This window comes from Nocardioides sp., assembly GCF_044226305.1.
Taxonomy (GTDB): domain Bacteria; phylum Actinomycetota; class Actinomycetes; order Propionibacteriales; family Nocardioidaceae; genus Nocardioides.
In genome coordinates this window covers 1-12,694 of record NZ_JBGAHF010000036.1, presented here as the reverse complement: position 1 = coordinate 12,694, position 12,694 = coordinate 1, and the positions used below count along the sequence as shown (strand labels likewise).

Annotated in this window: 12 protein-coding genes; 8 read left to right on the top strand and 4 right to left on the bottom strand. The window is 72.5% G+C overall.

Features of this window, described 5'->3' with window-relative positions; translation table 11 throughout:
* Both ACILQ5_RS21120 and ACILQ5_RS21115 read left to right on the top strand, forming a co-directional pair.
* Positions 1-417 (top strand): DUF222 domain-containing protein (locus ACILQ5_RS21120; protein WP_395660004.1); only part of this gene is annotated, 417 nt, incomplete at its 5' end.
* 153 nt (positions 418-570) lie between these two features.
* The gene (locus tag ACILQ5_RS21115; RefSeq protein ID WP_395660003.1) at positions 571-1,248 is read left to right on the top strand and encodes a TetR/AcrR family transcriptional regulator; all 678 of its coding nucleotides are present in this window, start codon (positions 571-573) and stop codon (positions 1,246-1,248) included.
* A 142-nt stretch (positions 1,249-1,390) separates the two neighbouring features.
* Here ACILQ5_RS21115 and ACILQ5_RS21110 read toward each other — a convergent pair whose 3' ends face one another.
* Positions 1,391-2,683 carry an acetyl-CoA C-acetyltransferase gene (locus ACILQ5_RS21110; protein WP_395660002.1) on the bottom strand — a complete coding sequence of 431 codons (1,293 nt, stop codon included), beginning with the start codon at positions 2,681-2,683 and terminating at the stop codon, positions 1,391-1,393.
* A gap of 96 nt (positions 2,684-2,779) precedes the next feature.
* On the opposite strand from ACILQ5_RS21110, the gene ACILQ5_RS21105 reads away from it, so the two are divergent.
* Genes ACILQ5_RS21105 through ACILQ5_RS21095 form a run of 3 tightly spaced genes read left to right on the top strand, consistent with a single transcriptional unit; the run spans position 2,780 to position 5,377 of the window.
* Complete coding sequence (locus ACILQ5_RS21105; protein ID WP_395660001.1) at positions 2,780-4,126, top strand: 3-oxoacyl-ACP reductase; 1,347 nt, start codon at positions 2,780-2,782, stop codon at positions 4,124-4,126.
* Between the two features lies 1 nt (position 4,127).
* Complete coding sequence (locus ACILQ5_RS21100) at positions 4,128-4,973, top strand: MaoC family dehydratase (RefSeq protein ID WP_395660000.1); 846 nt, start codon at positions 4,128-4,130, stop codon at positions 4,971-4,973.
* A gap of 53 nt (positions 4,974-5,026) precedes the next feature.
* Positions 5,027-5,377 carry a hypothetical protein gene (locus ACILQ5_RS21095; RefSeq protein ID WP_395659999.1) on the top strand — a complete coding sequence of 117 codons (351 nt, stop codon included), beginning with the start codon at positions 5,027-5,029 and terminating at the stop codon, positions 5,375-5,377.
* Between the two features lie 174 nt (positions 5,378-5,551).
* Here ACILQ5_RS21095 and ACILQ5_RS21090 read toward each other — a convergent pair whose 3' ends face one another.
* The 3 genes from ACILQ5_RS21090 to ACILQ5_RS21080 are packed head-to-tail and all read right to left on the bottom strand — an operon-like array spanning position 5,552 to position 8,240.
* Positions 5,552-6,439: an acyl-CoA thioesterase gene (locus ACILQ5_RS21090; protein ID WP_395659998.1), complete on the bottom strand. Its 888-nt coding sequence runs from the start codon at positions 6,437-6,439 to the stop codon at positions 5,552-5,554.
* Positions 6,436-7,302, bottom strand: a complete 867-nt coding sequence (locus tag ACILQ5_RS21085) for an acyl-CoA thioesterase (RefSeq protein ID WP_395659997.1) — start codon at positions 7,300-7,302, stop codon at positions 6,436-6,438. The genes ACILQ5_RS21090 and ACILQ5_RS21085 overlap by 4 nt, the downstream gene beginning before the upstream one ends.
* Complete coding sequence (locus ACILQ5_RS21080; RefSeq protein WP_395659996.1) at positions 7,302-8,240, bottom strand: proteasome assembly chaperone family protein; 939 nt, start codon at positions 8,238-8,240, stop codon at positions 7,302-7,304. The genes ACILQ5_RS21085 and ACILQ5_RS21080 overlap by 1 nt, the downstream gene beginning before the upstream one ends.
* Positions 8,241-8,384: 144 nt before the next feature.
* Between ACILQ5_RS21080 and ACILQ5_RS21075 the strand changes: the two genes are divergently transcribed.
* The 3 genes from ACILQ5_RS21075 to ACILQ5_RS21065 are packed head-to-tail and all read left to right on the top strand — an operon-like array spanning position 8,385 to position 12,415.
* A complete protein-coding gene (locus tag ACILQ5_RS21075; protein WP_395659995.1) occupies positions 8,385-9,611 on the top strand; it encodes a thiolase family protein in 1,227 nt (408 codons plus the stop codon).
* Positions 9,611-11,695 (top strand): 3-hydroxyacyl-CoA dehydrogenase NAD-binding domain-containing protein, encoded by a 2,085-nt coding sequence (locus ACILQ5_RS21070; RefSeq protein WP_395659994.1) that lies wholly within the window; start codon positions 9,611-9,613, stop codon positions 11,693-11,695. Before ACILQ5_RS21075 ends, ACILQ5_RS21070 begins: the two co-directional genes overlap by 1 nt.
* Positions 11,696-11,713: 18 nt before the next feature.
* Positions 11,714-12,415: a peptidoglycan-binding protein gene (locus ACILQ5_RS21065; protein WP_395659993.1), complete on the top strand. Its 702-nt coding sequence runs from the start codon at positions 11,714-11,716 to the stop codon at positions 12,413-12,415.
* Positions 12,416-12,694: the final 279 nt, after the last annotated feature.

The window sequence follows — 12,694 nt, the reverse complement described above, 5'->3', positions numbered from 1 at the left end:
GTGGTGGTGCTGATCGAGCTCGACGTGCTCCTCGGCCGGCTGGAGAAGGCCGGGGTCCTGGACACCGGCGAGAAGATCTCCCCCGCCCTCGCGCGGCGCCTGGCGTGCGAGGCCGGCATCATCCCCGTCGTCCTCGGCGGCGACTCCCAACCCCTCGACGTCGGCCGCAGGCGCCGCCTCTACAGCAAGGCCCAGCGGGTCGCGATGTTCGTGCGCGACCGCGGCTGCCGCGCCGAGGGCTGCGACCGCACCACCGGGCTGCACGCCCACCACAAGACACGCTGGGCCGACGGCGGCAACACCGACCTCGCCGCCGGCGTCTCACTGTGCCCCTGGCACCACGCCCGCGCCCACGACACCCACTACCAGACCACCTACCAACCCAACGGTGACGTCACCTTCCACCGACGGACCTGAGGAGCTCGCAGGTGCCCCGAGGGTCGCGGTCACAGGTGCCGTCAGGGACGCGCGCCCCGGTCGAGCGCCGCCAGCCCCGGTCCAGGGCTTGTCGGTCTGGTCGATCTCGTCACACCCGTGCAACTGCGAGTTGCACGCTCGTACCATGAGCCCGTGAGCACCACCGAGACCGACGGCCGGCGATCGGCCGCCGCCGTCCGCCGCCGGGCCCGTGAGCGGGAGATCATCGCCGCGACCCGGGCCCTGTTCGACGAGCGTGGCGTGCGCGACGCGCAGATCGAGGACATCGCGAAGGCGGTCGGCATCAACCGGGCGATCGTCTACCGGCACTTCACCGGCAAGGAGGAGCTCTTCGCGCTCACCCTGGTCGGTTACCTCGAGGAGCTGCGCGCGGAGCTGGCGGCGGCCGCCGACTCGAGCACCGACCCGCCGGAGCGGCTGGCGGCGCTGGTCGGCGCGTTCGTCGAGTACGGCGTGGCGCACCCGGCGTTCGTCGACTGCGCCCAGACCCTGATGCGTCGTACCGGCCCCGACCTGCTCGACGAGATTTCCGAGAGCGCGCTGTTCCGGCTCGGCCGCGGCATCTCCTCCTGCCTGGCGCTGCTCACCCAGGTGCTGGAGGACGGCGTGGAGGCCGGCGCCTTCACGGCGGAGGACCCGGTGCTGCTGGCCAACACGCTCTACGCGAGCGGCCTCGGCGCCCTCCAGCTCGCCCGAGTCGGGATCCTGGTGAAGGAGGCCGCCCCCGGCATCCCCACGGTCGGCTCGATCTCACCCGAGCAGGTCCGCGACTACCTGGTCGCCTCGGCCTTGGCGCTCGCGGCGCGGTAGCCGGTCGCCGCTGCGGTTTCACCATGGTCTGTGGGTGAACCTGCACTTCCCGTGCCGGGCACGCCGTGGGAGGTGCAGGGTTCCCCGGATCCCCTGATGAATCTGCGACGGGGCCCGACGTCGGCGGACCCCGTGACCCACCTCAGCGCTCGAGGATCGCCACGACCCCCTGGCCACCGGCGGCGCAGATGGAGATCAGCGCACGGCCGGAGCCCTTCTCCGCGAGCAGCTTCGCGGCGACGTTGATGATCCGGCCGCCGGTGGCGGCGAACGGGTGGCCGGCGGCGAGCGAGGAGCCGTTGACGTTCAGCCTCGCCCGGTCGACCGCGCCGAGCGGGGCGTCGAGGCCGAGCCGCTCCTTGCAGAAGATCGGGTCCTCCCACGCCTTGAGCGTCGCGAGCACCTGTGAGGCGAACGCCTCGTGGATCTCGTAGAAGTCGAAGTCCTGCAGCGTCAGGCCCTGGCGCGCGAGCATCCGCGGGACGGCGTACGCCGGGGCCATCAGCAGCCCCTCGTTGCCGTGCACGTAGTCGACCGCGGCGGTCTCGGCGTCGACGAACCAGGCCAGCGGCTCCAGCCCGCGCTCGGCCGCCCAGTCCTCCGAGGACAGCAGCACGGCGGAGGCGCCGTCGGTCAGCGGCGTCGAGTTGCCGGCCGTCATCGTGGCCGCCTCGCCCTTGCCGAAGACCGGCTTGAGCTTGGCGAGCTTCTCCACCGACGAGTCCGGCCGCAGGTTGTTGTCGCGCTCCAGACCGCGGAACGGCGTCAGCTGGTCGTCGAGGAAGCCGCGCTCGTACGCCGCGGCCAGGTGCTGGTGCGACGCGGCGGCGAGCTCGTCCTGCTCCTCGCGGGAGATCTCCCACTCCAGGGCGGTGAGCGCGGCGTGCTCCCCCATCGACAGCCGGGTGCGCGGCTCGCCGTTCTGCGGGATCTCGATCCCGATGTCGCCGGGACGGATGGCGCCGAGGGCGGCGATCCGGCCCTTGGTGTCACGGGCCGCGTTGACCTTCATCAGCTTCCTGCGCAGCTTGTCGCTGATCGCCACCGGTGCGTCCGAGGTGGTGTCGGTGCCGCCGGCGATACCGGAGTCGATGACGCCGAGCGCGATCTTGTTCGCGACCTGGATCGCCGCCTGGAGACCGGTGCCGCACGCCTGCTGCACGTCGACCGCCGGGGTCTCCGGTGCGAGCCTGGAGCCGAGCACGGACTCGCGGGTCATGTTGAAGTCGCGGGCGTGCTTGAGCACGGCACCGGCGACGACCTCACCGATCCGCTCCCCCTGGAGGTCGAACCGCTCCGCCAGGCCGTCGATGGCAGCGGTGAGCATCTCCTGGTTCGATGCATCGGAGTAGGCCGATCCGGACCGGGCGAACGGGAGGCGGTTGCCGCCGAGCACGGCGACGCGACGGGGGCTGCCCTGAGAGTTGTCTGCCATGGGTTCATCCTGCGTCGGGGCCGGGCACGTGAGAAGCGCATGAGGGCCAGATCACGAAAGGTGGACTCACAGTTACACGAGGAGTTACATACCACCATGAACGACTTCTACCAGGGCTTCACCGCGTCCCCGATCGGCAAGCAGGTGACCCGGCTGCTCGGGCTGCCGCAGCCCGCCCGGCTGGAGCGGTACGTCGAGGGTGCACCGCTGGTCGACGGGACCGTCGCCGTCGGCGGCCGCGGCCGGCTGGCCGAGTCGCTGGTTGGGGTCCTCGACTCGCTCGGCATCGCCGCGGTCACCGAGACCGACGAAGACGCGACATACAAAGGCCTGGTCCTCGACGCGACCGGGCTGACGTCGTCGGAGCAGCTCGTCGAGCTGCGCGACTTCTTCACGCCGCTGCTGCGCCGCCTCGACCCGTGCCCGCGGGTGGTCGTGATCGGTACGCCGCCGGAGCTGACCTCCGGCGAGGAGCGGGTCGCCCAGCGGGCGCTGGAGGGGTTCACCCGCAGCCTCGGCAAGGAGATCGGCCGCGGCGGGACCGTGCAGCTGGTCTACGTCGCCGAGGGCGCCGAGGGTGCCGTGCACAGCACGTTGGCGTTCCTGCTGTCGCCGAAGTCGGCGTACGTCTCGGGCCAGGTGGTGCGCATCGGCGCCCACGGCGGCACCGAGGCGGGCGAGGTCACGGACTGGACCCGTCCGCTCGAGGGCCGGGTCGCGCTGGTGACCGGCGCCAGCCGGGGCATCGGCGAGCAGATCGCGCGGGTGCTGCACCGCGACGGCGCGACCGTCGTCGGCGTCGACGTGCCGCAGGCGGCCAGCGAGCTGCAGGGCGTCATGAAGGAGCTCGACGGTGACCACCTCGTCCTCGACATCACGGCCAAGGACGCGCCGCAGCGGATCGCCCGGCACCTGCGGGAGAAGCACGGCGGGGTCGACGTCGTCGTCCACAACGCCGGCATCACCCGGGACCGCAAGCTCGCGAACATGCGCGCCGACGACCGTGGCGACCGCTTCGCGCAGGTGATCGCGGTCAACCTCACCGCTCCCGAGCGGATCACCCGCCACCTCCTCGACGAGAAGGTCGTCAACGACAACGGGTCGATCATCGGGGTCGCCTCGATCGCCGGCATCGCCGGCAACGTCGGGCAGACGAACTACGCGGCCTCGAAGGCCGGCGTGATCGGCCTCGTGGACTCCCTGGCCGACGAGCTGGACCGCGGCATCACGATCAACGCGGTCGCGCCCGGCTTCATCATCACCCAGATGACGGCGGCCGTGCCGTTCGCGACCCGCGAGGTCGGGCAGCGGCTCAACGCGATGGCCCAGGGCGGGCTGCCGGTCGACGTCGCCGAGGCGATCGCCTGGTACGCCAGCCCCGGGTCGACCGCCGTCAACGGCAACGTCGTGCGGGTGTGCGGCCAGATGATGCTGGGGGCCTGACGTGGCCGGGCTGCCCGTGATGGTGAAGGCCGCGCTCCCGGTCGTGCCGGGGGTGAACCTGCTGCCCGGCATCCGCAAGACCGGCGGTGCCCTCCCGGACGACTCGCGGGTGCGCCACGACGTACCGGTCGATGCCGGGCACGTGGCGGCGTACGCCCGGCTGTGCGGCTTCCCGCGCAAGGACACCCTGCCGCTGCCCTACCCGCACCTGCTGGCCTTCGGGCTGCACATGGAGATCATGACCGCGGGGTCGTTCCCGTTCCCGGCGGTCGGGACGGTGCACCTGGAGAACTCGATCACCCAGCACCGGCCGATCGGGCTCGACGAGGAGCTCCAGGTGACCGCGCGCCCCGACCACCTGCGCGCCCACCCCAAGGGCCAGGTGTTCGACATGCTCACGACCGTCCACTCCCGCGGCGAGCTGGTGTGGGAGGAGACCTCGACGTTCCTGCGGCGCGGCCGCGGGTCGGACGACGCGCCGGCCGGCTCGACGTTCCCGGAGGCGCCACCGCACGGGATCACCTGGCAGCTCCCGGCCGACCTCGGACGGCGGTACGCCGCCGTGTCGGGCGACCGCAACCCGATCCACCTCTACCCGCTGACCGCGAAGGCGTTCGGCTTCCCGCGCCAGATCGCGCACGGGATGTGGACGATGGCGCGGTGCGTCGGCGCCCTCGAGAACCGGCTGCCGGACGCGGTCACCGTCGCCGTCGCGTTCAAGAAGCCGGTGCTGCTGCCGGGCACGGTCGCGTTCGGCTCCCGTGCCGTCGACGAGGGCTGGGCGTTCTCGCTCAGCTCGCCGCGCAGCGGCGCCCCGCACCTGGCCGGGGTGGCGCGGCCGGCCTGACCCCGGCGCCGGGTAGCCTCGCGGGCTCGAGCACGACGATCCCGGGAGCTGACATGGCGGAGCCGCACCAGACGTCCGACGGAGCCGCGGGCTGGCTGACGCCGACCGCGGCCGGCATCGCCGGGCTGACGATCGGCGCGCTGGGCCTGCTGGGCAACGGCACCTGGCTGCTGGTGGTCCAGGGCTGGCTGAACCGCAACGGGTCGAGCGCGCTGTCCGACACGGTCATGCTCAGCGCGCTCGCGACCGGAGCGGTCGCCGCCGTCGCGCTGGTCCTCGGCACCCGTGCCCTCGGCTCGTCCGTCCCGGTGGCCCGCGACCTCGGCGGCGCGGCCGTCGTCGTCAGCGGCCTCGCGCTGCTGCTGGCCGCCCTGGCCTTCCTGGTCGGCATCGTCACCGCCTGAGCCCGCGCCGGGCGCCGTCGAATCGAGACTTCTGACCAGTTGAGTCGAGACTCCTGACGCTTCAGTCGGGAGTTCAGGACGACGTCGTGTCCGGAGCTCCCGACTCGACGGTCACAACTCCCGACTCGACGGTCACAACCCCCGACTCGACGGTCACAACCCCCGACTCGACCGTCAGGCCTGGCCGGGGCCGGTGTAGTCGTCGCCGCGCGGGCGGATCAGGCCCTCCTGGGCCACGGTGGCGACGAGGGTGCCGTCCTCGGCGAAGACCCGGCCGAAGGCGAGCCCGCGGGCGCCCTGGGCCGAGGGCGACCACTGGTCGTAGAGCCACCAGCGGTCGGCGCGGAACGGGCGGTGGAACCAGATCGTGTGGTCCAGCGAGGCCATCTGCACCTTCGCCGGGTTGCCGCCGTGGACCGCGAGGGTGGCGCCGAGCAGGCTCACGTCGCTGGCGTAGGTGAACGCCGCCGTGTGGATCGCCGGGTCCTCGGGCAGCCCCTCGCGCAGCCGGATCCACATCCGCGCCTGCGACACGTGCCCGCCGTCGGGCTCGAGGCCGTAGCGGGTGTTGCCGAGCCAGCGGACGTCGAGCGCACCCCACTCCTTGCCGAGCGCGTCCGCCTCGGCGTTGCCGCCGCGACGCATCACCTCGACCAGGTCGAAGCCGGTGTCCGGGGCGCCGACCTCGGGCATCACGTCCTGGTGCTCCCAACCCTCCTCCTCGGTCTGGAAGTTGAGGGTCTGGTAGTAGATCGGCCGGCCGTGCTGGCGCGCGACGACCCGCCGGGTCAGGAACGAGCGGCCGTCGCGGATCCGCTCGACGTCGTACACGATCGGGACGGAGTAGTCGCCGCCGAGCAGGAAGTAGGAGTGCAGCGAGTGCACGGCGTACGACGGCGGCACGGTGCGCACGCCGGCCATCAGTGCCTGCGCGGCGACCTGCCCGCCGTAGACGCGGGCGCGCTGGGTGACCGGCTGCTTGCCCCGGTAGAGGTCGGTGTCGAGCTCCTCGAGGTCGAGCAGGTCGACGAGCTCCTGGGTCGGGTTCACGGCGTCGGTCATCGGCCCTCCTCCGCGGTCCGGCGCTTCAGCGGCCGCAGGACGGCCTCCTGGGCGACCGAGGCCACCAGCCCGCGACCGGGCTGGAACACCCGCGCCAGCACCAGCCCGCGGCCGTTGGCGGTCGCCGGCGAGTGCTGGTCGTAGAGCCACCACTCGTCGGCGCGGAACGGCCGGTGGAACCACACCGCGTGGTCCAGCGAGGCGAGGAAGACCTCGCCGGACCCGAAGCTGAGCCCGTGCGCCGAGAGCGTCGCCCCGGCCAGCGTCATGTCGGAGAGGTAGGTGAACGCCGCGGTGTGCCAGAACGGGTCGTCGGGCAGCGTCGAGGACACCCGCAGCCAGACCCGCTGGCGGGCCGGCCGCGACGGGTCCGGCTCGAGGCTGTCGTCGGCGGACGAGCCGATCACCCGGATGTCCGCGACGTCCCACTGATCGGCGTGCAGCTCGTCGCGGGTCCGGCGCGACACCGGACGGCAGTCCTCCGGGTCGGGCACGTCCGGCATCGCCTCCTGGTGGTCGAGGCCGTCCTCGTGCTTGTGGAAGTTCGCCGTCTGGGCGTAGATCGGGCGGCCGTGCTGCTGCGCGATCACCCGGCGGGTGTGGAAGGACCGGCCGTCGCGGAGGTTCTCGACGTCGTAGATCGTCGGCGCGGACGGGTCGCCGGGCTGGAGGAAGTAGGAGTGCAGCGAGTGGACGGGGTACTCCGGGTCCACGGTGCGCGAGGCTGCGACCAGGGCCTGCGCGGCGGCCTGGCCGCCGAAGACGATCGGCCGGCTCGTCGGCATCTGGGCGCCACGGAACAGGTCGTCGTCGATGGTCTCGAGGTCCAGCAGCCGGACCAGCTCGTCGGCGTCGCGCGGCATCAGTCGCGGCCCTCGTCGGGCCGACGCTCGTCCTCGGGCCCGTCGAGCCCGGCCAGGAACCGCTCGAACTCCTTGCCCAGCTCCTCGCCGGTCGGGATCCGCTGCTCCTCGGCGAGCAGGCTGGCCCCCTCGTCCTCGGCGCGCTCGAAGGCGTCGTACTGCCGCTCGAGCGCCTCGACGACGTCGGCGACCTCCTCGTTGGCGGCGAGGTACCGGGCGACCTCGGCCTCGGTGTCCTCGGCCTCGGCGCGCAGCCCGGACAGGTCGATCGTCAGCCGGCCGGCCAGCTCGACCTGCTCGAGCAGCGCGGCGCTCGCCCGCGGGTAGTCCATCTGCGCGAGGTAGTGCGGCACGTGCGCCACGAACCCCATCGCGTCGTGGCCCCACTCCCCCAGCCGGATCTCCAGGAGCGCCTGGGCGCTGCCGGGGATGCGCAGCTCGCCGCGCCACGGGCTGTCGCCGGAGAGCAGCTCGGCCCGGTTCGCGTGGTGGGTGATCGCGATCGGCCGGGTGTGCGGCACCGCCATCGGGACCGACCCCATCGCCACGACCCGGGTGACGCCGAAACGCTCGACCACCTCGCGGACGGCCAGGCAGAAGCCCTCCCAGCGGGTGTCCGGCTCGGGGCCGCGCAGCAGCAGGTACGGCGTCCCGCCGGTGTCGTGGAGCAGCCGCACGACGAGCCGCGGGGCGTCGTACGACTCGTAGTGGTCGCGCACGAACGACATCGGGGGGCGGCGGGCGCGGTAGTCGTGCAGCTCGTCGACGTCGAAGGTCGCGACCACGCGCCCGTCGGAGAGGTCGACGAGGTGCTGGGCCGCCCGGGCGGCGGCGTTGCCCGCGTCGAGGAAGCCGTCGAGGACGACGACCATCGTCAGGGCGGAGAGGTCGTCGAGCTCCGGCACGTCGTCGACGATGTGCACCAGGCGGTCGGGCATGCCGCACAGCGTAGTGATCGCGCGGTCGCGGCCGCGCCGCACGGCGCGGCGGGCGAGGGACAGGTCACACCCGGCACGGGTGACCGGGTAGTTACCGAGGGGTAACCTGACGACCGTTCCCAACCCGAGGAGACCCAGCCAGCCATGAGTAGAGCCCGTCAGCTGCGAGAGGTCGTCTTCGTCGACGGCGTGCGCACTCCGTTCGGCGTCGGCAAGGCCAACGGCCAGTACGCCGAGACCCGTGCGGACGACCTCGTCATCAAGTGCATCCGCGAGCTGCTGCGACGCAACCCGTCGCTGCCGCCGGAGCGGGTCGACGAGGTCGCCGTCGCCGCCACCACCCAGATCGGTGACCAGGGCCTGACCATCGGCCGCACCGCCGCGCTGCTCTCCGGCCTGCCGCAGAGCGTCCCCGGCTTCGCCGTCGACCGGATGTGCGCCGGCGCGATGACCGCCGTGACGACCACCGCCTCCGGCATCGCCTTCGGCGCGTACGACGTCGCCATCGCCGGTGGCGTCGAGCACATGGGCCGCCACCCGATGGGCGAGGGCGTCGACCCGAACCCGCGGATCATGTCCGAGCGGATCGTGAACCCCGACGCCCTCGTCATGGGCAAGACCGCGGAGAACCTCCACGACCGCTACCCCTCGATCACCAAGGAGCGCGTCGACGCCTACGCCGTGCGCTCGCAGGAGAAGACCGCCGCGGCGTACGACGCCGGCAAGCTGCAGCCGGACCTGGTGCCGGTCGCGACCCGGTCGGCCGAGCAGGGCTGGGGCCTCGCGGTGAGCGACGAGCCGATGCGTCCGGGCACGACCATGGAGTCGCTCGCGACCCTCAAGACGCCGTTCCGCCCGCACGGCAAGGTGACCGCGGGCAACGCCGCCGGCATCAACGACGGTGCGACCGCGGCGCTGCTGGCCGACGAGGAGACCGCGCGCGAGCTCGGCCTGCCCGTGCGGATGCGGCTGGTGTCCTACTCGTTCGTGGGCGTCGAGCCCGAGGTGATGGGTGCCGGGCCGATCCCGTCCACCGAGAAGGCCCTCAAGCAGGCCGGCCTCACCATCGACGACATCGGCGCGTTCGAGGTCAACGAGGCCTTCGCCGTGCAGGTGCTGGCCTTCCTCGAGCACTTCGGGATCGCCGACGACGACAGCCGGGTGAACCCCTACGGCGGCGCGATCGCGATGGGCCATCCGCTGGCCTCGTCGGGCGTGCGCCTGATGACCCAGCTGGCCCGCTCCTTCGAGGAGCACCCGGAGGTCCGCTACGGCCTCACCACCATGTGCATCGGGATCGGCATGGGTGGCACGGTCATCTGGGAGAACCCGCACTGGACCGCCGAGACCGATGAGAAGGGTGCCGCCTGATGAGCGACCTGACCCCCCTGCTCGCCCGCGCCCAGGAGATCTCCTCCGACGCCGAGCGCGTGACCAAGGCGTACCTGCGCAAGGTCACCCTGCCCACCGTCGAGGGCCACAGCGCCGGCGTGATGGGCCTGATCACCCTCGACAACGGCGAGGACCACACCAAGCCGAACACGTTCGGTCCCCGCTCGCTGATCGAGCTCAACACCGCGATCGACGCGGCGCTGGCCGACCCCGAGATCACCTCGATCGGCGTCACCGGCAAGCCGTTCATCCTCGCCGCCGGCGCCGACCTCACCTCGGTCGCCAGTGGCGGTCCGGACGCGGTGCGCGTCGTCGCCGAGCTCGGCCACGCCGTCTTCCGCAAGCTCGGTGAGCCCGGCGGCAAGACCTCCTTCGGCTTCATCAACGGCCTCGCCCTGGGCGGCGGCCTCGAGGTCGCGCTGCACTGCCACTACCGCACCGTCATGGACAGCGCGCCCGCCCTCGGCCTGCCCGAGGTGATGCTGGGCCTGGTGCCGGGCTGGGGCGGCGCGTTCCTCGTGCCGAACCTGCTCGGTGCCGACGCCGCGGTGACCGTGCTCGTCGAGAACCCGCTCAACAACGGCAAGACGCTCAGCGGCGCGGCGGCGTACGAGCTCGGCCTCGCCGACGCGGTCTTCTCGGGCGCGGACTTCCTCGAGGAGTCGCTGCGCTGGGCCGCGACCGTGCTGTGCCACGAGCTCGTGGTCGACCGCCCGGAGGTCGACCGCGGTGCCGCGTGGGACGCCGCCGTCGAGCGGGCCCGCGGGATCGTGCAGGCCCGGACCGGCGGCGCCAGCCCGGCCGCGCTGAAGGCGGTCGAGCTGATCGACGCCGCCCGGGACGGCGACCGGGACGCCGGGTTCGCGCGCGAGGACGACGCCCTCGAGGCGATGTCGCACACCCCCGAGCTGATCGCGTCGCTCTACGCCTTCGACCTGGTGCAGAAGCGGGCCAAGCGCCCCGCCGGTGCGCCGGACCGGTCGCTGGCCCGCCCGGTCACCAAGGTCGGCATCGTCGGCGCGGGCCTGATGGCCTCGCAGTTGGCGCTGCTGTTCGTCCGCCGGCTCGAGGTGCCGGTCGTGCTGACCGACCTCGACCAGGAGCGGGTCGACAAGGGCGTGGGCTACGTGCACGCCGAGATCGACAAGCTGCTCGCCAAGGGCCGCATCAACCACGACAAGGCCAACCGGCACAAGGCGCTGGTGACCGGCGCGGTCGACAAGGGCGAGGTCTTCGCCGACGCCGACTTCGTCATCGAGGCGGTCTTCGAGGAGATGTCGGTCAAGAAGTCGGTGTTCGCCGACGTCGAGAAGGCCGTCTCCCCCGAGTGCATCCTCGCGACGAACACCTCGTCGCTGTCGATCACCGAGATGGCGGCCGACCTCGAGCACCCCGAGCGGGTCGTCGGCTTCCACTTCTTCAACCCGGTGGCCGTGATGCCGCTGCTCGAGATCGTCAAGGGCGGGCAGACCGACGACGCGACGCTGGCCACGGCGTTCGCGACCGGCAAGGCGTTGAAGAAGACCACGATCCTGGTCAACGACAGCCCGTCGTTCATCGTCAACCGGCTGCTCGGCCGGTTCATGGGCGAGGTCGGCCGGATCGTCGACGAGGGCACCCCGGTGCCGGTGGTCGACGGTGCGTTCGCGGGGGTGGCCCCGATGCCGCCGTTCGTCCTGCTCTCGCTGGTCGGTCCCGCGATCGCGCTGCACAACAACGAGACGCTGCACGGCGCGTTCCCCGACCGCTTCTACGTCTCCCCCGCCCTCGAGCGCGTGGTGGCGGCGCGGAAGTCGTCGTACTACGGGCCCGACGGCGCCATCGACCCCGAGGTCGAGGCGATGCTGGAGACGCCGGCGGACCCGGTCGTGCTCACGTCCGAGGAGGTCCGGACGCGGGTGCTCACCGCCCTCGCCGACGAGGCCCGGCGGATGCTCGACGAGGGTGTCGTCGTCGCGGCCGAGGACCTCGACCTCGCGATGATCACCGGTGCCGGGTTCTCGTTCTGGAACGGCGGTCTCACGATGCTGCTCGAGCGCGAGGGCCTCGGGAAGTTCCACTGAGCGTGTTTCACTGACGCCATGAGGCGTGTGCTCGCGGCGATCGTGACGGGACTCGTGCTCGTCGCGATGGTCGGCACCACCCCGTCCTCCGCCGGCGCGGCGGAGGACTGGGTGGTCAAGGCCCAGAAGCGGCTCAACGCCCTGGGCTGCGGCGCCGGCCCTGCCGACGGCGAGGTCGGGCCGTGGACCCGCTCGGCCGTCGTCCGGTTCCAGTCCCGGGACGGGATGCGGCAGAGCGGCCACCTCGACGCACGCACCCGCAAGCACCTGTACGCCGAGGACGCCCCACGCTGCGACGACCGGCCGGTCCCGCCGCACTCGGGGTCGGGCCGGCGGATCGTCGTCTCGCAGGCGCAGAACTGGGTCTGGCTGGTCGCCCCGAAAGGGCACGTCCTCGCCCAGGGCGGCATGGTCGACAACCCGTCCGTCCTCAGGCGGGGCTCCTACGCCGTCGGCTCCTACTGCGGCCGCGCCGCCCGGATCAAGCTCAACTCCTCCACCAGCGGCGACGTCTGGCTCGACAACTTCGTCCGGTTCGCGCCCTGCGGCATCGGCTTCCACCGGATCCCCCGCTCCAAGTCCAACGGGCACCAGATCCACGCCGACTGGATCCTCGGCACCAACATGGCGGCCTCCCACGGCTGCATCCGGCTCAGCAAGGCCCTCTCCCAGCGGGTCTGGGGCTTCACCACCCGCCGGACGCCGGTGCGGGTGGTCTGAGGCGGGGCGGCTTCTGGTTGCGACTGCCTCCCGGCTCGCGGTGGACCCGGTGGTCGAGCTCGTCCAGACCCCCGAAGTGGAGGCAGGGCGGCGATTGTCGGCATCTCGCCGGGGTCTCGGGTTGCGACCGACAGGCAGCGACGACGGGGCGGCGGGCGCCGGGTCACGGTCGCCCCCCGGCTCACGGGTGGTGACACCGGTGGTCGAGCAGCGAGCGCCAGCGAGCGTCGTCACCGGTGGTCGAGCAGCGAGCGCCAGCGAGCGTCGTCGAGACCCCGG

Coding starts and splice junctions, on each gene's coding strand:
- ACILQ5_RS21105 (WP_395660001.1), top strand. CDS start 2,780: ATGAACGACTTCTACCAGGGCTTCACCGCGTCCCCGATCGGCAAGCAG.
- ACILQ5_RS21090 (WP_395659998.1), bottom strand. CDS start 6,439: ATGACCGACGCCGTGAACCCGACCCAGGAGCTCGTCGACCTGCTCGAC.
- ACILQ5_RS21075 (WP_395659995.1), top strand. CDS start 8,385: ATGAGTAGAGCCCGTCAGCTGCGAGAGGTCGTCTTCGTCGACGGCGTG.
- ACILQ5_RS21080 (WP_395659996.1), bottom strand. CDS start 8,240: ATGCCCGACCGCCTGGTGCACATCGTCGACGACGTGCCGGAGCTCGAC.
- ACILQ5_RS21110 (WP_395660002.1), bottom strand. CDS start 2,683: ATGGCAGACAACTCTCAGGGCAGCCCCCGTCGCGTCGCCGTGCTCGGC.
- ACILQ5_RS21065 (WP_395659993.1), top strand. CDS start 11,714: ATGAGGCGTGTGCTCGCGGCGATCGTGACGGGACTCGTGCTCGTCGCG.
- ACILQ5_RS21070 (WP_395659994.1), top strand. CDS start 9,611: ATGAGCGACCTGACCCCCCTGCTCGCCCGCGCCCAGGAGATCTCCTCC.
- ACILQ5_RS21095 (WP_395659999.1), top strand. CDS start 5,027: ATGGCGGAGCCGCACCAGACGTCCGACGGAGCCGCGGGCTGGCTGACG.
- ACILQ5_RS21085 (WP_395659997.1), bottom strand. CDS start 7,302: ATGCCGCGCGACGCCGACGAGCTGGTCCGGCTGCTGGACCTCGAGACC.